18 protein-coding genes are annotated in these 26,226 nt (G+C 46.4%); 3 read left to right on the plus strand and 15 right to left on the minus strand.

Going from position 1 to position 26,226, the window contains the following annotated elements:
- Positions 1 to 198: 198 nt before the first annotated feature.
- From BLQ13_RS22490 to BLQ13_RS22545, 12 genes are all read right to left on the minus strand, one after another.
- Entirely contained in the window at positions 199 to 504 is a 306-nt protein-coding gene (locus tag BLQ13_RS22490) for a hypothetical protein (protein ID WP_090923916.1), read from the minus strand.
- A 197-nt stretch (positions 505 to 701) separates the two neighbouring features.
- Entirely contained in the window at positions 702 to 3,752 is a 3,051-nt protein-coding gene (lacZ, locus tag BLQ13_RS22495) for a beta-galactosidase, LacZ type (RefSeq protein WP_090923917.1), read from the minus strand.
- Between the two features lie 133 nt (positions 3,753 to 3,885).
- The gene (locus tag BLQ13_RS22500; protein WP_090923918.1) at positions 3,886 to 4,716 is read right to left on the minus strand and encodes a carbohydrate ABC transporter permease; all 831 of its coding nucleotides are present in this window, start codon (positions 4,714 to 4,716) and stop codon (positions 3,886 to 3,888) included.
- The gene (locus tag BLQ13_RS22505) at positions 4,709 to 5,608 is read right to left on the minus strand and encodes a carbohydrate ABC transporter permease (protein WP_090923919.1); all 900 of its coding nucleotides are present in this window, start codon (positions 5,606 to 5,608) and stop codon (positions 4,709 to 4,711) included. Before BLQ13_RS22505 ends, BLQ13_RS22500 begins: the two co-directional genes overlap by 8 nt.
- 130 nt (positions 5,609 to 5,738) lie before the next feature.
- Positions 5,739 to 7,037 (minus strand): extracellular solute-binding protein, encoded by a 1,299-nt coding sequence (locus BLQ13_RS22510; protein WP_167375818.1) that lies wholly within the window; start codon positions 7,035 to 7,037, stop codon positions 5,739 to 5,741.
- A 333-nt stretch (positions 7,038 to 7,370) separates the two neighbouring features.
- Entirely contained in the window at positions 7,371 to 9,140 is a 1,770-nt protein-coding gene (locus BLQ13_RS22515; protein ID WP_090923920.1) for a cache domain-containing sensor histidine kinase, read from the minus strand.
- A 24-nt stretch (positions 9,141 to 9,164) separates the two neighbouring features.
- The gene (locus BLQ13_RS22520; RefSeq protein WP_090923921.1) at positions 9,165 to 10,700 is read right to left on the minus strand and encodes a response regulator transcription factor; all 1,536 of its coding nucleotides are present in this window, start codon (positions 10,698 to 10,700) and stop codon (positions 9,165 to 9,167) included.
- 276 nt (positions 10,701 to 10,976) lie between these two features.
- The gene (locus BLQ13_RS22525) at positions 10,977 to 14,051 is read right to left on the minus strand and encodes a X2-like carbohydrate binding domain-containing protein (RefSeq protein WP_090923922.1); all 3,075 of its coding nucleotides are present in this window, start codon (positions 14,049 to 14,051) and stop codon (positions 10,977 to 10,979) included.
- A gap of 335 nt (positions 14,052 to 14,386) precedes the next feature.
- Positions 14,387 to 15,268: an SMP-30/gluconolactonase/LRE family protein gene (locus tag BLQ13_RS22530; protein ID WP_090923923.1), complete on the minus strand. Its 882-nt coding sequence runs from the start codon at positions 15,266 to 15,268 to the stop codon at positions 14,387 to 14,389.
- A 14-nt stretch (positions 15,269 to 15,282) separates the two neighbouring features.
- Entirely contained in the window at positions 15,283 to 15,942 is a 660-nt protein-coding gene (locus tag BLQ13_RS22535; RefSeq protein ID WP_090923924.1) for an SGNH/GDSL hydrolase family protein, read from the minus strand.
- A 72-nt stretch (positions 15,943 to 16,014) separates the two neighbouring features.
- Positions 16,015 to 16,803: an alpha/beta hydrolase gene (locus tag BLQ13_RS22540; protein ID WP_090923925.1), complete on the minus strand. Its 789-nt coding sequence runs from the start codon at positions 16,801 to 16,803 to the stop codon at positions 16,015 to 16,017.
- A gap of 139 nt (positions 16,804 to 16,942) precedes the next feature.
- Positions 16,943 to 17,776, minus strand: a complete 834-nt coding sequence (locus BLQ13_RS22545; RefSeq protein ID WP_090923926.1) for a helix-turn-helix domain-containing protein — start codon at positions 17,774 to 17,776, stop codon at positions 16,943 to 16,945.
- Positions 17,777 to 17,901: 125 nt separating this feature from the next.
- Here BLQ13_RS22545 and BLQ13_RS22550 point away from each other — a divergent pair, with 125 nt between their 5' ends.
- Positions 17,902 to 19,932 (plus strand): beta-galactosidase, encoded by a 2,031-nt coding sequence (locus BLQ13_RS22550; protein WP_090923927.1) that lies wholly within the window; start codon positions 17,902 to 17,904, stop codon positions 19,930 to 19,932.
- Positions 19,933 to 20,061: 129 nt separating this feature from the next.
- Here the strand turns inward: BLQ13_RS22550 and BLQ13_RS22555 are convergent, their stop codons facing one another.
- Together BLQ13_RS22555 and BLQ13_RS22560 are read right to left on the minus strand one after the other, a co-directional pair.
- Positions 20,062 to 21,576: a UxaA family hydrolase gene (locus BLQ13_RS22555; RefSeq protein ID WP_208606819.1), complete on the minus strand. Its 1,515-nt coding sequence runs from the start codon at positions 21,574 to 21,576 to the stop codon at positions 20,062 to 20,064.
- Complete coding sequence (locus tag BLQ13_RS22560) at positions 21,573 to 23,090, minus strand: tagaturonate reductase (RefSeq protein ID WP_090923928.1); 1,518 nt, start codon at positions 23,088 to 23,090, stop codon at positions 21,573 to 21,575. Before BLQ13_RS22560 ends, BLQ13_RS22555 begins: the two co-directional genes overlap by 4 nt.
- Before the next feature lie 194 nt (positions 23,091 to 23,284).
- Here BLQ13_RS22560 and BLQ13_RS22565 point away from each other — a divergent pair, with 194 nt between their 5' ends.
- The gene (locus tag BLQ13_RS22565; protein ID WP_090923929.1) at positions 23,285 to 24,163 is read left to right on the plus strand and encodes an AraC family transcriptional regulator; all 879 of its coding nucleotides are present in this window, start codon (positions 23,285 to 23,287) and stop codon (positions 24,161 to 24,163) included.
- A 103-nt stretch (positions 24,164 to 24,266) separates the two neighbouring features.
- Positions 24,267 to 24,944 (plus strand): tetratricopeptide repeat protein, encoded by a 678-nt coding sequence (locus BLQ13_RS22570; protein WP_186809553.1) that lies wholly within the window; start codon positions 24,267 to 24,269, stop codon positions 24,942 to 24,944.
- A gap of 111 nt (positions 24,945 to 25,055) precedes the next feature.
- Here BLQ13_RS22570 and BLQ13_RS22575 read toward each other — a convergent pair whose 3' ends face one another.
- A complete protein-coding gene (locus tag BLQ13_RS22575) occupies positions 25,056 to 26,171 on the minus strand; it encodes a phosphotransferase enzyme family protein (RefSeq protein WP_167375819.1) in 1,116 nt (371 codons plus the stop codon).
- Positions 26,172 to 26,226 lie beyond the last annotated feature (55 nt).

Below are 26,226 nucleotides of genomic sequence, written 5' to 3' on the forward strand. Positions count from 1 at the left end.
TATTAAACGAATCAGGAGGTAAGCAATTAAACTATAGAAAGCAACCATACCCAGCAAGGAAAGAGCAACGATTAACATCATCATTCTGAATCACTCAATTCTCATACTTTTCCTTAATTTTACTACAGAAGTAGAATTATGTCTCCTGATCTATCTACGTACTATGGATCACCAGAGTACCTGTCACTTCACTTCTCTTCACTTCTCCTCGGTCACAATCGTAGCATTGTAGATCACAACCCGTTTCCCGTTCAGGTCAAACAGTACTTTGTTGCCATACTCCGTATCCTGTACGTCAATCTTGCCTTCGTAAGTCTGAATCAGCTCACCCGAATTACTATATACCTTAACTACACGTTCCAAACCGCCAGCATTATTTGATCTCATCGTTTTGAGTGCACGTTCACCTGAAGCCGTATTAAAATACCATATAAATGATCCAACAATGATGCCCAGAACGGCGATCACTGTCACCCATACCCCTGTTTTTGCTTTTCTGCTCATCCTGTCCCCTCCTCAGTATCTTTGTGCAGTACTCTACGAGAATGAAGCGAGAACGGTTTCAATAAGGGAAAGCAAAAAAACAGAGGCCCCCATCCAAGGGAACCTCTGCCTCTGATATAATCACGTTTCAATTGAAGTTACCACTGCATTGACACGGGTGGCAACATCACTTGTTGTTCTTACCGTATACTTCCCTTTTACAGTGAACGAATAACGAATTCAAAGCTCAGTTCACCATTGGAAGGAATTTGATATTCCGGATGTACCGGAGCGCCCCAGCTATCGTCACCGCCAACACCCATTTGTTTACCGGCTACCGTAACGACAGTGTAATGCACTGGTGGCAACTCATACACATGCTGCGCATTCTCCAGTTCAAACGCTGTATATGGTGACACATTCAATTCAACCGGTGCACCGGAAGCTTCGATTTTGAAACCACGTCCTGCATTGTCCGTCAACTTAGCCCAGCGTACCCCTGTACGGTTACCCGACTCTTGTGGTACAAGATATGGAGCCATCGTATCTGCAACCTTACTACCATGGATACCCAGACGAGCGCCAAATGCGCGATCCGAATAGTTTTCCTCTGGTCCCATTGCCAGCCATTCCACGTTCTCATAATCCGGAGACGTTCTGAACGACAGTGCGTGGATCGGCAAGTTTGGCAATCCTTCGGTACCTTTGTACGTGTTATGCACATGTACACTTCCATCAGCAAGCACAGTATAGATCACTTTCACCTCTACATCGGCCGAGATGTTCAATTTATAGGTGAACTCAATCCGGTACTGATCCGATTTTTGTTCATGTTTCCATTCTACAGAACGTGGCAACAGGCTGGCAGCATACCATGCACCAAGCTCGAAGCCCATTGCTGTACCCTTATCATTGTCTGTCGTTGCACGCCAGAACAGTGGTGCAGGTGGGATCGCAATCGTTTCACGACCGGAGAATTTCAGGGAAACGAGTGTTCCAAACTGCTTGGAGAACAACGCATGCGTTTGACCAACGCGAACGCCGATGTTTACGTCACCTTCAACCACCCGAATATCGCTCACAATGTTTTTATCCGTTACAACAGCCGCTTGGCTACCTTCTTGTGTGAAAATAAATTGGCCAAATGCTACTTCGTCACCTTTGTCAGCCCACAGCGTTGCTTCTTTCAGTACAAACGCCACGTTAACAGCATATTCGCCACCTTCAAGAGCCTTTGCATTCAAAGGAAGTTCTACCACAGTTTCACTTTCCGTAGCAACATTTACATCCAGTGTACCGCGCAATACTTCATTTCCTTCGCGCTCCAGGCTGTACACCAGTTCATACGCGGAAGTGTCTGCGAACAGGTTCTGGTTCACGATTTTAACACCGTCAAGGCTTGGGAACAGTTTAATGTTTTGATACAGGAATTTAACCTCCTGCATTTTAGCTGTCACTTTACGATCTGCGTGCACAATCCCGTTGCCACAGAACGAATAGTCTGATGGACGATCCCCGAAGTCCCCGCCGTAAGCCAGATACTCTTTACCGTAACGGTCTTTTTTGTAGATCGATTGATCGATGTAATCCCAGATGAATCCACCTTGATACATCGGGTACTTATCTTCAAGTTCTGTGTATTTATGCATACCGCCAATGGAGTTACCCATCGCATGCATATACTCACAGCTGATATATGGTTTGGTCGGGTTATCGTTCAGGAATTCCTCGATGTCAGCCGGTTTTGCATACATCCGGGATTCCATGTCACTTGTGTCATTGAAACGGCGGTCGTGGAACACACCTTCGTAATGAACCATACGTGTTGGATCTGCCGATTTGAAGTATTGTGATACTTTGTAGATCACTTCACCACCATGGGACTCGTTACCACAAGACCAGATCAGAATGGACGGATGGTTTTTGTCACGCTCTACCATCGAAATTGCACGATCCATAACAATATCATGCCATTCCGGCTTATCGCCAGGGATTACCCATGAAGGCTCAACAGCCCCAAGCTTTTGCCAGGAACCGTGTGTTTCCAGGTTCATCTCATCAATCACATAGAGTCCGTACTCATCGCAGAGCTCATACCACAAACTTTGGTTCGGATAATGTGATGTACGAACAGCATTCATATTGTTTTGTTTGATCGTACGCACGTCCCACAGCATGTCTTCCTTCGTTACAGCACGACCACGGCGCGGGTTGAACTCGTGACGGTTTACGCCTTTGAACACAATACGCTTGCCATTAATGTGCATCACTTTGTCGATCATTTCGAATTTACGGAAACCGACGGCTTGAGGAACAACTTCCACAAGGTTGCCTGCTGCATCATATACACGGATGTACAGACGATACAGATACGGAATCTCTGCACTCCAGAGGTTAACTTGGCCAATTTCTTCACGCAGTTGTACCAGCCCATTATCAACTACATTACCGCCAAAACTTTTGACTGTATTTCCGTTCTTGTCCAGAAGCTCGGCTTCGATCCGTGCACCTGTTGCCGCTTTTCCTTCCAGTTTCAGATCGAGCTCCAGTGTACCGTTTGTATATGAAGCATCCAAATCGGTACGAACATGAACATCACGGATATGTGCAGCCGGAACTGTGTACAGATATACATCTCTGAAGATACCGGAGAAACGCCAGAAGTCCTGATCCTCTAACCAGCTACCTGTGCTGCGTTGGTACACTTCAACCGCCAGTTTGTTCTCTCCATCTTGAAGGAACGGTGTCAGGTCAAAGTCAGAAGGTGTGAAGCTGTCTTCCCCGTACCCTACGAACTGTCCGTTCAGCCATACATAAAATGCGGATTCCACACCTTGGAACGAAATGTATACCGGATTCGCTTCCCAGCCTGCTGGCAGATGGAATGTGCGAATGTAACTACCCACCGCGTTTTTATCCTGCGGCAGAGCTGGCGGACGAAGTTCATTCAATCCATCCCATGGATATTGCGTGTTCACATATTGAATCTGTCCGTAACCTTGAAGTTGGATATGTCCCGGTACTTCAATATCATCCCAGCCTTCGCTGGAGTACTCGGATGTATAAAATAGTTCAGGACGGCAATCCGGACGGATTGAGTAGTTGAATTTCCATGTTCCATTCAGATCGTAACGAAGTGCCATCTCAGCGGAAGCCACAGCTTCTTCCATCGTTTGATAATAGCGGTGATCGGAATAAGCATGAAGACGGTTTACCTCAAATACACTTACGTCACCTAACCAGTTGATATCTGCCTTTGTTGCTTTCATCGGCTCTCTCTCCCTCTGTAGTACGAATTTCGTGATAAATTTGCATCTATACAAAAAAGATAGAGGTACGCCTGTACAGGCGTCCTCCCTTCTTTCCTGCATTCGTCCAGTTGGACGTGATATGCACTTATACTTATTTTACGGAACCAACCATACCTGCAACAAAGTGTTTTTGCATGATGAAGAACACCAGTGCAGTTGGAAGTGTTGCGATAACAACTGCTGTCATAATAACGCCGTAATCTGGAGCATAACCTGCGCCCAAGTTGGAGATCAGGAGCGGAATGGTTTGCTGATCTGGCGTTTGCAATACGATGAGTGGCCATAGATAGTTGTTCCAGCTGCTCATGAATGTAATGATCGCTGCTGCTGCGTATGTTGTTTTCATCGTAGGCATGTAGATTTTCAAGAAAATACCCAGCTCGCTCAGACCGTCAATCCGACCTGCTTCCAGCAAATCTTTCGGGAACATTTTGGTGTTCTGACGGAAGAAGAAGATCAGGAACGCTGTTGTGATGGTCGGGATAATAACCGAAGCCATCGTGTTAATACCGATTGCCGGTGCTGCACTCGAAATGGTTGCAAACATCCGATAGAGCGGAATCATAATCGCTGCAAACGGGATCATCATCGACATGAGCAGGATGTTAAACACGATATCGCGGGATTTTGTCCGAAATACTTCAAACCCGTAACCCGCCATGGAACCAATCAAGAGAGCAAGAATGGTTGACACGATGGAGATAATCGCTGAGTTGCTCAGTGCCTGAATCAGATTCGTAGTGTCGAGCAATTTGTTGATGTTTTCAATCAAAGCGGAGCCCGGCAGCAACGTGCCTCTAGTTACGTCTACTGATTTGTTTGTAGCGCTGACGATCATCCAGAAAAATGGGAAGATGGAAATAAAAGCGACGAGGGACAGGAAAACATATGTGAAAATGCGTTTTGCTTTTGAATTAGCCATTTTTATTATCACCTGCCACTTTGAACTGGATGATGGACAAAATAATGATCAGAATTACGATGGAATACGAAACGGTTGCTGCATAACCGAAGTCCGGTGAATATTTGAACGAAAGGTTGTAGATGTATTGTGAGATCGACATGGTCGCGTTACCTGGACCACCTTTGGTAATATTCATAATTTCATCAAAGATTTGCAATGTACCAATCGTTGATGTAATGGACGTAAAGAGAATGATCGGTTTGAGCAATGGTACAGTAATCTTGAAAAATTGAGTGAAAGCATTGGCTCCGTCAATCTTCGCTGCTTCATAGATCGATTGATCGATGTTTTGCAAGGATGACAGATAGAAAATCATGTTATATCCGGTCCAACGCCAAGTAACGGCGATTATGATCGTAATTTTAGCCCAGAACGGGTCGGTAATCCATTGAATTGGTGTGCCGATAATGTGTAAACCCAGCAAAGCTTGGTTCACCATACCATCCGGTGCAAACAAATATTTGAATACAACCGAGTAAGCAACAAGTGAAGTTACACAAGGCAAGAAAATTGCAGTACGGAAAAAACTCCGGAAACGCAGTGTGCTGTCATTCAGCAATACGGAAATGAACAAACCGAGAATGATCATTAAAGGTACTTGAATGATTAAGTAAATGAACGTGTTTGATAATGCCGTACGGAACGTGGTATCAACGAGCAATCTTTTGTAGTTCGCTAGGCCCGAAAACTCAAGGTTGGCACCTTTGCCTGACTTGAATGATAAGAGCAGCGCTTGAATCATCGGATAGAAGTAGAATGCTACAATTCCGACAACAGCCAGCAAAACAAAAGCCCATCCAGTCAAATTATTTTTCTTTTGGAGACTGTCTCCTGTATTTATGGCTTTCACAGTATGGCTCCTCTCTCTCCATGCAACATGGTCAGAACCTACAGAGCCTCTCGCCATGTCCAGCTCGACTTGCGCCAGACAAGGGAGACGGCTCCGTTGTTTCCTAGGTTCTATAAGTTACCTTGGGATATTAGTTTAATTGTGCCTCAGCTTGTTTTTGTGCATCATTCAGAACGTCATCGATTGATTTACCGTTCAGGTATGCTTGCATTTCAACAACCAAGATATCTTCGATTGCATAAGTGTTGCTACCATAGTTTACTTTTGGAATTTCTTTTGTCCAGTTAGCGAAATCAGCGAAGATTTTTTGACCGCTGAAGAACTCGTCTGGTTTGTTGTATGCTTCACCATCAACAGCCGGCGTGTACGTACCGATTGCACCGATTTTAGTCAACAATTCTTGATACAACTCTTTGTCGGAACCGAAAGTTTTAGCCATAAAATCAGCCGCTTGATCTGCACCAGGAACATCATTCATGATGTACCAAGAGCTACCACCCAAGTTGGATGCGTGTACAGAGTTTGCTTGACCAGCCATTTTCGGCATTGGAGCTACAGCCCATTTACCGGATTGGGAAGCTTCTTGACGAACGGATGGTGAGAACCAGTTACCTGTAGGAATTGTTGCTACAGCACCGTTATTGGCGTTGGCAACGAATTGGCTCCAGTCGGAATGCAATTTAACAATGTTAGCATCCATCATTTTTTTGTATGTTTCGAACGCTTCTTTCAATGCAGGGTTGTTGTTCAGATCAGGTGTTTTACCATCTTCAGCTGTGTACCATTTACCTGCAGTTTGGATCATCATACGGATGATACCCAGGTCGTTCGGGTCAAGAGACAGAAGCTCTTTACCTGTTTTTGCTTTTACAGCTTCACCGATTTTGATGTAATCATCCCACGTGATATCTTGCAGGTCAGCAGCTTTGTAGCCTGCTTCTTCAAGCAAGTCTGTTCTGTAGTACAAACCAGCTACGCCGGAGTCAAACGGAATACCGTATTGTTTACCTTCGTAAGAAGTTGGTCCAATTTTATACTCTGCAAAATCGGATGCTTTAATTGTTGAAGACAAATCTTTGAACGCATCTGGATAAGCGCTCAGGAAGCTTTGTGCACGATAGTCTTCAATCAGAACTACGTTTGGCAGACCGCTGCTTGTTCCGGAGTTCAATCCAGTGTTCAGCTTCTGAATGATCGCATCTTGAGCATTTTCAATGATGTTGATTTTAAGATCAGGGTTTTCTTTTTGATAAATGGCTTTAGCTTGCTCCAGAGCAGCAACGTTAAATGCTTTATCCCAAGCCCAGATCGTAATTTCTTTTGCTTTCTCGCCGCCACCACCGCTAGCAGCTTCTTTACCTCCACCGCCGGATGAACATGCGGACAACAGCAATACGGTTACGAGCATCAATACCCACATTTTTTTCAAAACATTCAACTCCCCTTCGACCTCTTTGTTTGTAAATTTGTTTGCGTTTTCTGAAAGCGGTTGCTTCCGATGTATTCATCTTATCATTCCCATTTCTCCATTCGTTAGTAAAAATTTTGTGCAGATTTGTCTTCTTATTGCCACAATGAAAACCTTTACAGAAAACGGTTGCACTTAATTTGGTTTTTTGTACTTTCTTTTGATTTTGTACTATTTTGAGCTGAAAATTTTACAAATATGCAGTGAGTCCGTGATTTTGCATATGAAAAACCCCTCATCTCCGGGGATCAGAAATGAAGGGTTGTTGTATTTTGAGACTTTTTGTTATCTTTTTCAACTCGTAATCAACGGCAACGTTACAGTGACTCTTGTCCCCTCGCCAACGTTGCTCATAATCGTCACACCATAAGGTGAGCCGTACAACAACTCAATTCGATCATGCACGTTTCGAATACCTATGCCACTGAACAGTTGACGATTATTTTTCGGATTGGGTAGTGCTCCTTCTACATTAAGTCCTGCAATACCATCTCCATTATCCATGATCTCACACACTAATGATTCTCCCGCGCGGGAAACCATCACATGAATCGTGCCCGTTTCTTTTTTGATAAACCCATGGAAGAAGGCATTTTCGATAAAAGGCTGAATCACCAGCTTGGGAACCTGATAGTGTGTGCAGTCCGGAGCTACGTAAAAGGCCGCTTTGATCCGTCCTCCATAACGTACATGGTTGATGAAGACATAATTTTTCAGGTTCTCGACCTCTTGCTCTACCGTCACCGTTTCCCTCACATCACTGATCGTATTTTGCAATAAACCAATCAGTGCATTAATCGTCTCGGCGGCCCGATCTTTATTGCCTTGTTGTACCAGAACTTTGACAGAAGCCAGGGTGTTATACAGGAAATGGGGATTAATCTGGCTCTGAAGCGCCGCAAGCTCAGCATTACGTTGTTCCCGTTGCGTCTGTACAAGCTGATCCACGTAATCATGCAATTCATCTAGCATGTAATTGTACGCATGACCTAACTGCCTGCTCTCATAACTGCCGCTGATCGGGATATAGTTATCCAGATCACTCTTCGTAATGTTGGACATCTGTTTGACCAGTCTGCGTAGCGACTTCGTCATCTGACTCGTAATCAGGAACACCAGCAACAGAGCCGCAAACACAATCGCAGCACAGATCAATGCGACCGTCTTCATATCAATGAGCTGTCCCATCGCAGATTCCTTATCCACGATGTTTACCATATACAAACGGTAAAATGGTAAATATTCAGATAATATGATGCTATCCTGCCCCATGACTCGTGCATTGATGTTTTTGGGTGCCGTTTCATTTATGGTTTCGGCATATGATAACAGTTCAGATTGAGTCGTGCCAATCCAGTCTTCCCGGTTAGAGGATACGATCTCCCCTTTTTCATTCATAATGACGACATCATTGCCCCGGCTTGTAAAATTGGCGTAGAACTGACGGAATGACTCTTCCCTCATCGTGATATAAACCGTACCATAGATTTTGCTCCGCGTTCGATCCGTCAGCGCTTTTGTTGCAGAGATCATTCGCAATGTGCCCTCTTTGGTCTGGGCCTGGTAGTCATCGAAGATCAGACGACTCGGTGACTCAGTCGCTGCCTTTGTGATCTGATCCTGTTTTAATTCGTCGGCTGTTTTCTGGATGTATGAGGGATTGGTCGAAAAACTTCGTCCATTTACCCCCGCGATCGTAATACCCACTTCATAAAACTCAATGATGGACTGAACCCGCTTCATCGTTTCCCGCATACTATAGTACGATTTGGACATGGTAACCGAATCCCCATCCCCATCCGATAGAAACCCTCGAATAGCCCCACTTTGGGCCACATTGTTCGTCACCGCAGCGATGGAGTCGTTAAACGCATCAAAATTCGTTTTGATCTGGCTCAGCACCTTCGAATTCGTGATGCTGAACGTTTCAGTAAACAGATTGGTTGACATATGAATTGTTGTCCACAATATAAGCACTGACACCAGGACTATACTGACAACCATAACCAGAATTAGCTTGGGGAATAATCCGAGACGCGACAAGCCATTTTTCCACTTTTTCATGAAGTAATCTCATCCATTTCTATTTTAAGCCCAAAATTTACGCCGATAGCGACTTGGAGATAGTCCTGTGAATTTTTTGAACACTTTACAGAAGTAACTGTGATCTGAATACCCCACCATACTGCTAATTTCAGATATCGTGACATCATCCGATCGTAGCAATTCCTCCGCTTTCTCAATGCGAATCTTGTTCAGATATTCATTAAATCCTTCTTTTTTATGTGACGAGAAGTAACTGGATAGATACGACGGGTTAAAATGAAAATGTTTGGCCACTTCGGACAGCCCCAAGGGCTGGTCATAGTGCGCATGCATGTAATCCAGCAACATGGTCATATTCGGATCACTTCGTTTGCCTCCTGAACCGGAAACACATTCCTGAACCTCCGTCATGAATTGATCCAGAACCAGCATCACTTCGGTAAGCGTCGAGGCTCCATCCACATTTTTAAAATACGTATATTTACTCTCTTCAAGCCCCGCTGACTGCACATCCATATCTGCCAGGGTAATCGTGACATTGAAGATCAAGTTACCCAGAAATGATTTGATCTCGAACACATCAGCAATATAGTCTCTCCCAAGTGTCGCGGCATGTTCATGCAAATATTCTTTGGCTGTCTCCACCCGATTGCGTTTTACATGTTGCAAAAACATATTGACGTTGAATTGATACCCTGCAGGATGCATTGGCGGAAGCTCGCCATCAATCAGAATTGCACGATTCGTATAATAGAAGCAAAACTCCATTAATTTAAGCAAGCGCTCGCGATAGATGTCTCCCATCTTTTCAAAAGAAAGAAATCTCTCACTAAGCACCCACACCGGAGCATTCTGTCCTGCCCCTGCTTCCGCTGCCCATTCCCTGATCTGCTCAACCTTAGCTTCATCTTGCTCAGGTTTCATGTTCAGCAACATAACAGACAATCGGCTTTCTGCTGGTAAAATAGCACATTCAATCTCAGGCAAGCGTTTTCGAACCTCAGCTTCAATCTGATCCTGATTTTTCAAACTACTTTCAGTAATCTGAAATGCGAGCAAGCGAAAAGCGCCTAACGGGAAGTTTTCCCGAATAACAGGCATTTCGTTGTCTTCGTCCAGCGTGAATCCGGATAACATTTTCTCCATTAATTGACCAAGCCGCCAGCCATCATGGGATGGCTCGTATTGAAGCTCCGGTATTTTGCCGGCCGTACGTCTTAACACTTCCAGAAGTTCATTCGTATCCAGCTTGGGCTTCAATATGTAATCTGCCGCTCCATGCTGCAATGTAGATCGAACATATTCGAATTCACTGAAACTGCTCAGCACAATGACCTCAATATGCGGATAACCCGCTTTGAGTGTACGAACAAAAGTTTCACCGTCCATAACAGGCATCACGATGTCGGTAATGACGATATCCGGTTTTAACAACTCCACCTGTTGCAGACCTTCTTCGCCATTGGATGCTTCCCCTACAATATTAAATCCTTCTGCTTCCCAGTTCATGTGGTGCTTAATACCCTGTCTAACCAGAAATTCATCGTCAACAATCAGCACCTTGCACAACCGGTTCATGATCGCGACCCCCCTGTCTCTTCTATCACTCTATATCTATACCGTTTAACCCTCTATATGTTGGTTATTGAAGTTGTTCTTGTTAGCGGTTACATGAACATTATAATAATCGTACATATTGTTATATCTTAAATCCTATGTTTAAGCAATAGTAACTACTTATAGTTTACACTATATTTCGACAAAACAAGAAGTCCCAAAAACGCCACGACCTACTCAGGCATCTTGAGACCTCTTGTTCATTATTATTTTCTCAATTCAATCATGAACCGAATGTTACGGCTCCATTCCCCATTCAAGTTGACCCGCAACATATCCAGTTACTTTGGACCAGTCAGCATAAGAGGTATGCGTTCCTTCAAAGGAGTAATCATCCGTTTGAGTGTAATTGGTCCAATTGTCTTTGGAAAAGCGAGTCTGGATTTCCGTGCTCTGTCCTGCGTTTAACGTTCCCGCAGTTGCCTTGAATCCAACCTCTAACACATGATCCGCTCCTGGCAACGCAGGATTAATGGAACTGAACGTACCGGTAACATTGGCACTTCCCACAGCAGCCCAATCGCAGAAGAAATTTTGAGGTTGACTACCGTCAATCGTATAGTAATATCGAATTTTCACATCGGACAGATGTAGTGGAGTTGTACCGGTATTGGTCAGTCTGAATTTGGGAGTGATGGAACTGCCCGTAGCTGCCGTTGTTCCATTGTACATCTCGATACGAATTGTTCCACCTGGGATGACCACAGTTGTATCCTTAACGGTCAGGTTCAGCACCGCAGGGTTGCCTGCACTGAACTGAAAAGTTAACACAGCTGCACCTTTAGACAATGTGGCTAAATAATTTTTGGACAGCACAACCTGATTACCCGCAACGGTATAGTCGGTTCCGGCTACAAGTATCGCGTTTCCGTTGCGAATAGAGGTCAGTGTATTGCCATTAAGTGTTAACGTGACAGGAATATTGGCCTGATGATCCACATTCAGATCAAATTGAGCCGTTACCGGGGTGATGGTCGAATTAGGTACTGTAGGTGTGCCCCCATTGCCATTAACCGGGTCCGCATAGAGTATTCCGCGTCCGTTGGTACCTAGATATACTCTGCCATAAATACGTGGGTCACCTGTAATTGTGGTCACACGGGCGTACTGATGCTGATCATCGTTAATTCGCACCCAGTTCGTGCCACCATCATCAGAACGGAAAAATCCGCGAGTCCCATCAATCTGTGCAACGGCATACAAAGCGACAACACTCTGCCCAGGAGCTGCTTTACCAAAACCGATGCTGTCCGCTTCTTCTACATTGGCGAGCTTCGTAAAGGTCGCTCCAGAATCTGTTGAGTGCCACAAGCCGTAGGGCCCTTCTTCTTCATTGCCTCCAGCAAACCACAGTTCTCCTTCCACACCTGGCACAGCGTCGAGGTCTGAATTACCTGAGGCAGGAAGCCCAGTAGCTGGAGATACAGTGAACGATGCTCCACCATTAACACTGACGTAAATTTTCCCTGCAGCGAAGCCATAGAACTTGTTCGGGTTAACTCTGTCGGAAATGACTTTGGCACCTGCTGGTATGCCCGTACTTGCCGTCCAGGAATTACCGCCTACAGAGTGGAATACCCCGCGATCCGATGTGCTCCAGACCAGACGGTTTCCTGTCGCCGAGATGGCGACGGTTCCGCCTCCGGCAGTACCTGACGGCTCTGCGCTTGCTTTATACCACGTTTTTCCTCCGTCGCTGGATAAACCAATGGATCTCGCATTGGGATCAACCGTGTAATCTGCTTTCCCCACCCGTACCATGGTGTTTGGGCTCAATTCGGCAAAATCAATACTCTCTGTTGAAGGATAATTCGGATTCGTAAACATCGTTGCTGGAGCTTTGGTGAGATCATCATGACGGAACCCGGCAACATCACCGAGTGCACTAAGCAGATTCGCTCCGCTTGGCGGGCTAATCAAATCCATGACATTGGTTTCTTCAATGCCTTTGGCCATAACGGAAATGTTAATTTTCTTATCCTCGTCCCAATCCGTCAGATTGTTGGTTCCGTAGATGGTTGCCCCCGTTCCATACATCAATCGGTCGGAATCAAACGGATCAATCTCCAGAGCAGCAATCATCCAGCCCAGCTTAGGCGAAATTTCCGGCGGTGCAGGATTCACACCGAAGGTTAACCAAGGCGCCGCGGAAATATCCTGCGTATATCTGAATTTTCGGTCAGGATACCCTTCAAAGTCCCATATTCGTGTCCAGGTATCTCCACCATCTTTACTACGGAACAGAATAGCATCAGGCCACCAGGAATTCAGCGTTGCGACCATTATCGTTCCAGGCTCCTGTGCATCAATAGCCAAGCCGCCATAACCATAATAGTTATCCGAACTGCTGCTCGGAACTGGGCTGATGTTCTTCCATACTCCGGTTGCTGTGTTTAGCTTCCAGACATCCCCTTTCGTTCCGTCGTAGGGTCCCGCACCATTACTGTAGGTAATATACAAACTTCCATCTACGTCCATTTTCCCATGATGAGGCAGATAACCCGTAGGTTGTCCGGGAACAGCAGTCCAGGTCAAGCCGCCGTCGGTACTGCGATAGATGCTTTCACTTTTATCAGCTACGCCGACATAAATGGTTTGTGAAGCCTGTCCCGCAGAGCCGCTTGTTTCATCAAAAGTAATCCAGGCGAGACCTATAATGTCACTTGTGTATTCATTAGCAGGGTTCTCAACATAGTTACCCGGATTCGGAAAACTGGTTACTTCACTCCAGGTTACGCCAGAATCTGTACTTTTCCATAATCCGTTACCACTGCGGGCTCCGAAATACAATATGCTGTTATCATTCGGGTCCACAACCAGACGCTCACCCATGGAACGTCCGGGCATGTTTCCCCCTACCTTGAAGGGTAGCTCGGTTTTCTCCCACGTATCTCCGCGATCCGTGGAACGGAAGATATATCCGTTGTCCTTCACCCATGAGTTCGTATACGTCCCTACAGCCATGTACACCCGATCTGGATCAACAGGGTCGGAGGCGAGCGCATCTACCCCGTTATTGTTCCAGTCGTCCCAGCCTACAAAGTCAGTAAGCGGAGTCCAGCTACTATCCACCGGATTCCAGCGATAAGCTCCACCTATATCAGTGCGCGCATAGATCAAGTCCTTTTCAGATTCATTAAAGATAATGCCGGGTATAAAACCTCCGCCTCCGCCAGTAACGACGCTTTTCCATTCGTAGGCCTCACTCGGCGCAGCCTCTGAAGTTCCTGCCATCCCCAGACCACCCAGTGAAGCCGTAACAATAGCCACACTTAAACTCAGGATTCGTAACTTGCTCATCCACCTTTTCATCTCAACTACTCCTCCTTTTCGCGTTTGTACATTTTGGCAATTCGTTCTATCCCCGCTGTCTCACCTGCTGATGATGGCGTATCAGACGAATCCATACCTTCTCCCTTAGAGGAGATCCACCTCCCTTCAATTTGTGGTTAAGCGCTTACAAAATTTTTCGAACGCCACCACAAAATGGATAATACTTTCAATAATAACATTCGATAGAAAACGTTTTTCCCCTCTGTGTAAATATCCACTTTTCAAAAAAAATTTGTAATCCTCTGGTAAAATAAAAAAAGATGCTGTTCACACAGCACCTTTAAATCCACTATGATTTTTCCTGCTCACTTTGCTTACGCTTTTCGTCCGTAGACATGTGTTTCCTGCCCTTTAACACCCGGCTTAACGACAAATAATGCACCTGCTTGCGGCGTTTCCTGCAAGCGCTCTTCCTTAATTCCTATACGTGCAGTAGTAATATATAAATCTTCGAGATCCGGGCCGCCAAAACAACAGGAAGTCACCTGATCTGCAGGCACTTCGATCTGCTGTAACAGTTCCCCTGTCTCCGGGTTCCAGCGGGTGACTCTTCCTCCACCCCAATGGGCAACCCACAGCATACCTTCAGCATCCACAGTCATGCCGTCCGGGAATCCCATGTCTTCCGGCACTGAGATGATACTCATCCGATTGGAGATCGTACCCGAGGCCAGATCAAAATCAAAACGATCCACGGAACGTGTCGGCGTATCGATGTAATACATGAGCTCACGATTCGGGCTCCAACCCAGACCGTTGGAGGTGGATACTTGTTGCACCATATTGCGTACAGGCTTCCCTTCCTCCAGACAATATAATGATCCAGCCTTTTGTTCGTTGTTCAGGCTCATCGTACCGGCCCAAAAACGTCCGTATGCATCACATTTTCCATCATTGAACCGATTGGTAGATTTGTCTTGTTCAGGGTCCGCGATCGCTTGCTTCTCACCCGTGAGCAGATGATATGTATAGAAGCCGCTTCGGAGTGCAACGATCACTTCATCCCCACGATAGGGCACCACCGCTCCGACATGTTCACCCACATCATAAGCCTGATCCTCACCTGTCTCGGGATCGTATGCATGTACTTTAAACCCTTCAATATCTACCCATAACAAACGACTATTTTCCGCATCCCAGCTTGGTCCTTCTCCCAATTGTGCTGGTGTATCCACAACTACAGTTACATGACTCATATTATCGCTCCTTCTTAGGATTTCGTATTTCTCGTCCATTCAAATCCAATCGCATCTAGAAAAGCTTTGCTAAGTACCATGTGACCCGTAGCATCCGGGTGTACTCGATCATGTGTGAGAACCGATGTATAAAAATGATCCCACAGTGGCGCAAATGCTGCCTGCGTATCTACAAACAGCGCGTCATATTCCGATGCTACTCTGCGAACCGCTTCTCCGTAGATGTCCATCGTCGCCCGCATCGGATCTTCCGGGTTCGCTTCCAGATAATACGGGGTCATAAGCACAAGCCCTTTCAGATTCGGGCGCACGGATGCGACCAGCTCACGCAATGTTGCCTCGTATTCCTCCAGAAACACCTGTGAGTCAGCCAGCGGGTGATCGAACTGCCGCCACACATCGTTAATACCGATCATAATTGTGAGCCAGTCCGGTTTTAGATCAAGTACATCCTGTTGCCAGCGTTGCTTCAAGTCACGAACGGTATTCCCACTATTACCCACATTCTGCAATCTCAGCATCAGTTCGGGATAAATGGACCGCAATAAAGCATACACCTGTGCCACATACCCATGTCCCAGCCCTGAACTTCCTTCACCTACAGGATGTGCTCGTCCGCAATCGGTAATGGAATCCCCGATAAAAAGAAGTCTGTCATTCTTTTGCAATTTCATGGCGTTGTTCTCCTTTGCTCGATATTGATCCGTTAGTTCACTGGCAAAATAGAGTTTGTGCCGTTGCCGACGTCACCAACCTTGATTTTTAAGCCAAGTGAGACATAGATCTGACCACACTCGAACCGTAGCATCATGCTCCGCCAGTCCTAACCCATGTGGACCTTTTTCAAAGATGTGAAGATCATATGGAATCCCATGTGCACCCAAAGCCAAAGCGTACCGTAAACTGTTCTCCACGGGTACAGCCTGGTCATCACTCGTATGCCAAATAAATGCTTCAGGAGCATCTGCTCTAACCTGTCGCTCTGCACTGAACGCTTGAACCTGTTCTTCGGTTGCATCCTCGCCTAGCAAGTTGATACGCGAGCCTTCATGTCCATAAGACTCCATCGTGATAACCGGATAACAGAGAATGACACGGTCCGGCCTAGAGCTTACCTGTTCAATCGGATCCTCATGGCCCGGTTGTCCATCATCATACTGCGTACCCAATGTTGCTGTGAGATGGCCACCTGCCGAAAACCCAAGTACTGCAATTTTGGACGGGTTGATCCCATAGTGTTCCGCGTGAGCTCTTACATAACGGATTGCACGTTGCCCATCCGCCAGAGGCGCCGGATGACTGTGCGGTGCTACTCGATATTTGAGTACAAAAGCACTAATGCCAGCACGATTGAGCAACTCAGCAACGGGCGCACCCTCATGGTCAGCGAGATGGCCATAACCGCCCCCTGGACATACAATGACAGCGCTCTCGGAACCTGGTTGAATAAAAGGAATCAGATGTGGCATTTCGTTTTCATGGCCTGTAGCCGCGTATGGGGCCACCTGCTCCCACAAAGGAATAATTGAACTCATGATCGGACTCATCCTCTCTCATGTATATGGAATAGATTCGTTTAATCGTTTTCGATTCTAGGATTCGATACCATCATAACGGCAACAGGAAGAAGCATCAATACCCTTCTGCATATCTTTTTGTTCAACCTTGGCGTAATTAGTACAAGTTGCGAAACTGTTCAGGTGTGACCCCTTCAATCCGGCGAAATGTGGCAACAAAATGACTGGCATCCCGGAACCCGGCCCGTGCCGCAGTCTCCTTGATCGTAAGTTCCATACTGCCCGTCAGCATTTCTTTGGCTTTACGTATGCGAAGCAAAATGAAGTAACTGTAGGCCGTTATGCCGAAGGATTGTTTAAACAGCGTATTCATATGCCTGGATGAGATTCCGATAATGCATGCCATTTGTTCTAGCCCGATGTCCGGGTCGCCGTAATGTTCCTCCATAAAGGCAAGCAGCGGAGCAAGTCTTGCTACAGCTTGGGAGATGGAGGAGCGATTGCCGGTCATTCCGTGTTTTTTAAGCAAAATCAAAAAACGATACATGTCCGCCGAGGCTTCCAATCCGGATAAATCCTGATCACTCCCGATCGAACTCAGCACATGCTGACCATAATCGTTTAGTGGACTATCTGTCTCCCACTGGCGAATATCGGCCTCACCCAACCCAAGTGAATCTACGATGGCGGCACACTGCGAACCACCAAATGTAATATAAATGGTCTCCCACTCGTTTTGAACACGAGCATATTCATGAGGCAGGTTTGGGGGAAGCAAAATACCCGAGCTTTCGCCAACAATTGCTGAAGTCCCTGACAGCTTGAACTCTCCTGCTCCCTTGACCGTTTGCAGCCAGTGGTAATACGGATAACCCGCAGTTCTGGAGACTTTTTCCTGATTTCCGTTATAGCCTATACTCTCGATATATAGTGGGAGCGGCTGATCCCGCGGTGTCATAAAAAAACGCTGATGCCCCGGTGAGATGAGCATGATAACCTCCTTAAATACAATAGAATCCAGTTCCATATTCTTATATGCATCATCACTTTTATTATATTTTAAAAGTCATATGTATCATATAGTATAGGATTATTCTTATACAAGAGGTGAGCACATTGATCAGCAACAAATTACCCAAAATGTTTTATGGAGGCGATTACAATCCTGAACAATGGGATCATGAGACCCACCTGGAAGACCTCCGCATGTTTAAACTGGCGGGCATTGATATGGCCACGATTAACGTTTTTTCCTGGGCACTAATTCAGCCTGACGAGGTGACGTATAATTTTGAATATCTGGATCAATTAATTGATCGTTTGTATGAAAATGGGGTTTATATCTGCCTTGCCACAAGTACCGCCGCGCACCCAGCATGGATGGCCAAAAATTACCCCGATGTCCTGCGCGTAGACGCGGACGGACGCAAACGGAAATTTGGCGGACGGCATAACTCTTGCCCGAACAGTCCGACCTACCGGAAGTACTCCGAAATCATCGCAGACAAACTGGCCGAGCGATACAAAGATCATCCCGCAGTCCTTGTCTGGCATATTTCCAATGAATATGGCGGGGATTGTTATTGTGAAAACTGCGAAAAAGCATTCCGTGTATATCTCAAGAAACGTTATAAAACCATAGAACAGGTCAATAAAGCATGGAACACCAACTTTTGGGGCCATACGTTCTATGATTGGGACGAGATTGTGCTTCCAAGCAATCTGAGTGAACATTGGGGTCACAACAGTTCATCATTCCAAGGTATCTCACTGGACTACTCCCGTTTTAACTCGGACAGCATGCTCGAATGTTATCTGCTGGAGTACAATGCCGTTAAAAAGCATATTCCCGATTCTGTCGTCACAACGAATTTGATGGGCTTTTTCAAACAGATTGACTATTTCAAATGGGCTAAATATATGGATATCGTGTCCTGGGACAGTTATCCCGGTCTTGCGACACCCATCAGTTATACCGCCATGGCTCATGATCTCATGCGCGGTCTCAAAGACGGTCAGCCGTTTATGCTAATGGAACAGACACCCAGTCAGCAGAACTGGCAACCGTATAACTCACTGAAACGCCCTGGTGTCATGCGTCTATGGAGTTATCAGTCTGTCGCACACGGCGCGGATACCGTGATGTTCTTCCAGCTTCGCCGTTCCATCGGTGCATGCGAGAAATACCATGGTGCCGTCATTGAACATGCAGGACACGAAAACACAAGGGTGTTCAGAGAGGTCGCACAGCTCGGCAAGGAACTGCAGATCCTCGGCGACACCACGCTTGATGCCAGAGTTCAGTCCAAGGTAGCGATTGTATTCGATTGGGATAACTGGTGGGCAATTGAAAAATCAAGCGGGCCAACGGTGGCTCTGAAATACGTCGAGCAAATTCACAAATACTACGCGGCATTTTTCCACCGCAACATTCAAGTGGACATTATAAGTGTAGACAGCGATATAAGCTCATACGATCTGCTTCTTGCGCCTGTGCTATATATGGTCAAACCAGGCTTTGCTGCAAAATTGGAGCAGTTCGTTGCGGCCGGCGGCACCTTCCTGACCACCTTCTTTAGCGGAATTGTTAACGAGCATGATCTCGTGACCACTGGTGGTTACCCCGGTGAGCTTCGAAACCTGCTTGGCATCTGGGTCGAAGAGATTGATGCTCTCCTACCCGAACAGAAGAATAGCATCGTTCTGAAGGAAACATGGGGCGCACTTGAAGGCGTATACGAATGCGGTATGCTGTGCGACCTCCTTCACAGTGAAGGTGCAGAAGTGATTGCCGAGTACGGTGAAGACTTCTATCAAGGCATGCCTGCACTTACATGTAATACCTTTGGTCAAGGGCAAGCCTGGTACGTCGCCACTGATCCGGAAAACATTTTCCTCGAAGGTTTACTCGCAGAGCTTGCGGCCGAAAAAAATATTAAACCTTTGCTCGAAACCACGCAAGGTGTAGAGGTAAGCGCACGTACGAAAGACGGGTTAACTTATCTTTTTGTCATGAACCACAATGCTTCCCCGCAGTCATATGATCTCGGTGATTCAAGGGTCCGTGAGTTGTTATCAGGCAAGGAATACACTGGAGAGATTAGTATTGAAGCCCGCGGAGTGCACATTTTAGAACGCACAATGTAGCGGTATAATCTATATTGTTGCACCGCTTCGCGTGCATAAGACTTCGAAACGAAATAAAAAACAATCCGGCAGTTTATTACAACTCGCCGGATTGTTGTCTTGTTTTATTTTGCAACACGTAGATGAGGTTTAGAGAATAACTCCGTCTTTGAAGATCGCGATCTCCCGGAAACCATGCTGTTCGCTAAGAGTCTGCGCACGTCCTGAAGCAATGTCAATAATCTGGCTGAATAATTGCTCTTTGACCTGTTCCATCGTCTGTCCTTCAAGCAGCTGACCGGCATTAAAATCAATCCAGTGCTTTTTACGGTTCGCCAGGTCCGATTGCGTTGCAATTTTGACCGTAGGTACCGGACCGCCAAACGGTGTGCCGCGTCCTGTCGTAAACAGCACGATATGTGCTCCTGCCGCAGATAAAGCCGTCACGGAAACGAGGTCATTGCCGGGTGCCTCTACAATGTTCAGGCCCGTCTTGGTTACTCGTTTACCGTAGCGCAGCACATCAACAACGGAGGAACGTCCTCCCTTTTGGGTACATCCGAGTGATTTCTCTTCGAGTGTTGTAATTCCGCCAGCTTTATTGCCTGGTGAAGGATTTTCATAGATATTTTGACCATGGTTTACGAAATATTGTTTGAAGCCATTCACCAGATCCACCAGATCGTTAAACACCTTCTCATCTGCAGCCCGGTTCATCAAGATCGTTTCCGCTCCAAACATCTCCGGAACCTCAGTCAGAATCGCTGTTCCACCCGCAGCAACGAGCAGATCTGCAACAGCGCCTACGAGCGGATTCGCTGTAATGCCGGATAAGCCATCTGAGCCTCCGCATTTCAATCCAATTTTCAGTTTGCTCAGTGGCAGAGGCTGACGTTTCTCTTGCTCAGCAATCTCAACCAGCTCTTCCATTAAACGCAATCCTTCTTCCAACTCGTCCTCGGTCTCTTGCGCTTTGAGGAAACGTACCTTCTCCCGATACTCCGGTGCGATGCACTCACGGAACTGATCCACCTGGTTATTCTCACAACCTAAACCAATGACCAGCACACCACCAGCGTTTGGATGCTCGACCAGTGAGGCCAGCAACTGTTGAGTATATTTCAGGTCGTCCCCCAGCTGTGAACAGCCGAAAGGATGCGGAAAATGAAACACACCGTCCACCCGACTGCCAAATTGGGACTGCCCCATCCGTGCAAGAGCTTCACACACCTTGTTAATGCATCCAACGGTATTGACGATCCAGATTTCATTGCGAATTCCCGCTTCCCCGTTCGGACGCAAATACCCATCGAACGTTCGCAAATGTTCAGGAGGCATGTCTATCGTCATCGGTTGTCCTGGCTGATATTCATATTCAAGCAAACCATGCAGACCTGTCTTCAAGTTATGGCTGTGTATCCAGCTCCCCTGTGCAATTGCTTCCTGGGCGAGGCCGATGGAAAAACCATATTTCATCACATCTGCTCCCTGTGCAAGATCATGCACAGCGATTTTGTGCCCTTTAGGTACATCATCTTGCAGTGTGAACGAGTGACCATCCGGCAGATCAATACGCTCTCCCTTCACATAATCGCGAAGTGCTATGATGACATCGTCCTGAGGCTGGATCGCAATCCAGTCGTTGATTGTGCTTGTTGTACTCATTTCACTTCACCTTCCAGTTTACTGATTTCATGTACGAGTGCTGCTCGCAATCCTTCTTTGGCATCCAGATTCTCTCCCCAGATCACTTCATCGGAGAGAAGCGCAGCAACCCTCTTCTCCAATTCAGCCGTTCCACTAGTCAAGTGATCGTATCCTTCCCAATGAGTAGCCAAAGCTGCCAGTACATCAGGGTCATCTCTTAGTGGAATCGTTTCTCCGCTCAAAAGCTGCGCTCTGTAGCCCTCTTGCGTCTGCAATGGGCGATATAAATAGAGGAATCCGGCAAAACCTTGTATTAACCGCTCAGGCCAGCTTCCCTGACTCTGTTCATAGGCGAGCAGGGTTGGCAGTACACGTACTTTGAATTTACCGGCCGTATTCAGTGCAATGTCCTGCAACTTGTGATCAATATATGGATTTAAGAAACGTTCAAAGACTTCTTCCGCATATGGCTCCAATCCCAGCTCAGGCATATCCATGGCAGGCACAATCTCTTCAAGCACCGCCTGCCTAATCCAGGAACTAAACTGCGGATCTTCCATGGTTTCTCTTACATGTTGTTTACCGCGAAGCAAGCCCAGAGAAGACATCAGTGTATGTGAGCCGTTCAGGATGCGCACTTTACGAAGCTGATATGGCTTCAAATCTTTAACCCAGTGCACATTGAGCCCTGCTTGTTTCAATGGAAGGCGCTTGTCCAGTGACTCCTCGCCTTGTATCGCCCAGAAATGATAAGGCTCTGCCGTATTAATCAGTTGATCCTCATAACCCCAGCGTTCCGTGAGTGCATCTGCCTCTTCCTGAGTTGGCGCACCCGTCACAATACGATCTACCAGATTGTTCAGGAATTGATTGTGATGTTCGATCCAAGAGCGGAAGCTGTCCGAGAATCCGAAATCTTCACTATGACGGAGCACGCATTCTCGCAGAACATCACCATTGCCCTCCAGCAATTCACATGGCAGGTGAATGAGTCCTCTCGATGGATCTCCAGCAAAACGTACATATCTTTGATGCAAGAAAACCGTCAATTTACCAGGAAAAGATTGAACGGGCTCTCCTGGGATATAGTCTGATTGGATATATTTCAAGCCGGATTCTGTCGTATTCGAGATTACAAATTCCAGCGATGGCAACTCCGCAAGTTCCAGAAACGTCTGCCACTCCTCGTATGGATTAATAAATTGAGAGAAGACAGAGACCATTTCCGTACGTTCCACACGTTTCCCTTCAGAGAGACCACGCGTAATCATTGTATATAATCCATCCTGATCACGAATCTGCTCCAGTTTGGCCTTGCCCCCAGGCCGAGGCTGTGTCACGGCTACAGAGCCGTGAAATTTGCCTTGCCGAGCACTCTCATGAAGCATCCAGTCTGCGAATCCCCGTAAAAAATTACCTTCCCCGATCTGCAAAACTTTGACGGGACGTTCAATCATTTCTTTGCATTTGCGCTGACTATCATTGCCGAGCAGATGCATCTTCAATCTTGGCCGCTTTGTGCTTGCAGACATGGACACTCACCTCACCGATTATTTGCGAACTCAGAATGCGAACAGCATATGCTGGCATCCTTTTATTGTAAACGCTTTAAATTCATTGTATCATCAATAAAAGGAAATTAAATTGCTTATATTGCGTTAAATATACTGTTTTTTGATCAGAATTGACATCTTATCTGAGACATTTGTCTCCCAAAGGAGTCCCAATGGAACATTCACCAGTTCGCACCACCATTCAGACCGAATCGGGCATACCGTTCCGCCTTGTCTATAGTGATACGAAATCTCCACAAAATGAATTACCGGATCATCTGCACGACTGGCATGAAATTATCTATGTCTATAGGGGACAGGGAAGTATTTTTATCGATGCAGGTCTCGAAGATATGCAGGAGGGAGATTTATTTCTTATTCCAGGCAGTACCGTGCACCGTGCATTGCCTGATGCAGGTAATCCGGTTACCTCTTCTGCACTGTTCTTCAGTCCGGGGTTACTGGCTTCAACCGCCGGAGGCATGTCCTCCTCCTTGCTACACCCATTTGAACGCTGTCGTAAACGGCGAATATACAAAAGGCATCTAAACCATGCCGAGCAGGCACAAGTGTCTGCCTTCATTGATGATATTCATGCCGAGTTCCGTTCCGATCATCATCTGAGTTCTCACGCCGCACTGCTCCGATTGCAGCTCTTGCTTATTTTCCTTGAACGTCTGGATTCAGCTACCGGTCCTGCCCTTGCTACATCATCACTACCTACTCCGTCATGGCTGTCCTCCATTCTGTCTGACATTGATCTTAAACTGCGCAATCGATTGACTTTACCTGAACTTGCACAACAAGCTGCCGTATCTCCTGCTCATCTTAGCCGGGCATTCAAGCGTTACACCGGAATGACGCTAACGGATTATGTACTCGCTCGTAGAGTTATTATGGCGAAGGAGCATCTTCTGAATGGGGATGAAACGATGGCTGCTGTCGCAGATGCTTGCGGATTTGATAGTTTGCCTCATTTTTACAGACAGTTCAAGAAACTGACGGGTACGACACCGGCCGCATATCGCAGAACGATGGTACAACATCGCTAGGATGTGAAACGGAGATATGCACACACATATTATTCCAAGAGAGGATATGGTATGATATTCAAGGTTTGCGCAACACGATTATATTGTTACTGGAGTTGAACCTGTGATTATTAAATTTCTTATTTTTGGCCTGCTCTGGCAGATCGTTGGCAATCCGTTCATCGCCATTCTGATTCTGCTCGTCATCCTGTATTTCCTGGATCGTCGTTTTGTCGGCGTATTTCCAAGCTTCACCAAACCCCTTAAACGGTTGCGTAACATTTCCAGGTTGAAACAACAGCTAGCGCTGAACCCTAACGAAGTATCTTCCAAGCTGGAACTGGCCCGATTGCTCATTGAACGCAAACGTTACAGTGAGGCACATGCCTTTTTGCTTGAACTGGAACGCCCTTACGAACAGTCTGCTGAGTACTGGGAAGCTTTGGGCACAACTGAACTGTATCTCGGCAAAATCTCGGAAGGCGAACGTCATATCTTGCATGCACTTGAGATTAACCCCAGAGTCAAGTACGGACAGCCTTATCTGAATCTGGCTACAGCCTTCAAGGATACGGATCGTGACAAAGCCCTTCATTATGTGCAGCAGTTTCAGGAAATCCATTCTTCCTCCAGTGAAGCCTTTTATCTGCTTGGCTCGGTATACCGTTCGCTAGGGCGTAATGAAGATGCCAAACAAGCATATGATCAATCCCTGAATGTGTATCGTTCCTTGCCCAAATATAAAAAACGTCAGGAACGGCGCTGGGCTGTCCGCAGTTGGTTCCGCAAACGTGCTTTGTAGATTGAACTACCTTCGTATATCAGCAAGCATCCTATAAAAGAAAGATAAATGTGCTGGTTCTGCTCTTTTGTCCGTAGCAGAACCAGCACACTTATTTATTTGCCACGCATGTTAATTCGTTAACAATTGACGTAATTGATTCTCATGCCGCCCCATCCAGTCCATTCGCTGTTTGAGTTTCACAATTTGCTCTGTAGCCACCTCTGGTTTATCCGTCCCTTCCAGCATCCGGCTGATAAAATGCATAACCACATCCAGACTTCGCAGCAAAATCAGCTGCGGGATTGCTTTCAGTTCGTCAGCGGTGAGTTCAACCTCTTCTCGAAAGCCCTGCACCAGATTAGCCTGCGCCTGCCACATCCATTCTTCGCTCTTGTCCATGGTCAGCATGTCAGACATCGGAACAGCCAGTTCCATGACTCGCAGATCCCAGGTGGCAAACTCAAAATCAAGAATCGCACTCATGTTGCCTTCTGGGTCTACCAGCACATTGGATGCGTTCACATCACCATGCACGATTTGATGCGGAAGTTGCTCCATTCCACGCAATGCTTTGAACAAACCTGGCAGTTCAACCAGCAACTGCTCTAACTCCTCGGCACAAACCTTCAGCGTTTCCGGTGGCGAAGCACACATTTCCAGTAAACGTTCTGGTGAACACAGTGGATAAGCCTCGTCGATCCGGTAATATGGCGGATATACCGGCTTAAGTTCCAATTCGAGCTTGGCAAGAGCTGTTGAGAGATTTCCCGCTGCCCGCCCCAAAGGACGCAATTGCTCGGGGGAATCCCATACCGGATTTACGCCTTCCAAATAACGAAACAGAGCCACGACTTTAAAAGTTCCCGTGATATGATCTTGTACAAGCTGGTAAGTCTGCCTATTCTCCTCATTAGAATGGTTACTTTCCTTCGATTCTTGATCCGCTGTCTTGCCGCTACTACTAGATAATGAAATGACTGGTGTTGGCGAATGAAGTTTAAAATCTGTATTGGACAGTGCGATAAGCACGCCATGTTCAAAAGCTATTTTCGCTTGATCATTATGTGTTTCGTATTGTCTCATAACATAGTCTGCATCACGGGTGTGAAGTACAAAAGTAGAGTTATTCATACCTCCATTGCTGCGCTTACCTTGCCAATCCGATCTGAAGCCGTATAAGGCTAACACTTCAGAGATTAATTGTTTTTCCTTTGGAAGAAGAGAATTTTGCTGTTTGTTAGACACCGATTTGAACTCCTCTGTTACGATGATTTGAATGAACTCTTTCATCATATCGGAA

It is taken from the genome of Paenibacillus polysaccharolyticus (assembly GCF_900102085.1).
GTDB lineage: Bacteria > Bacillota > Bacilli > Paenibacillales > Paenibacillaceae > Paenibacillus > Paenibacillus polysaccharolyticus.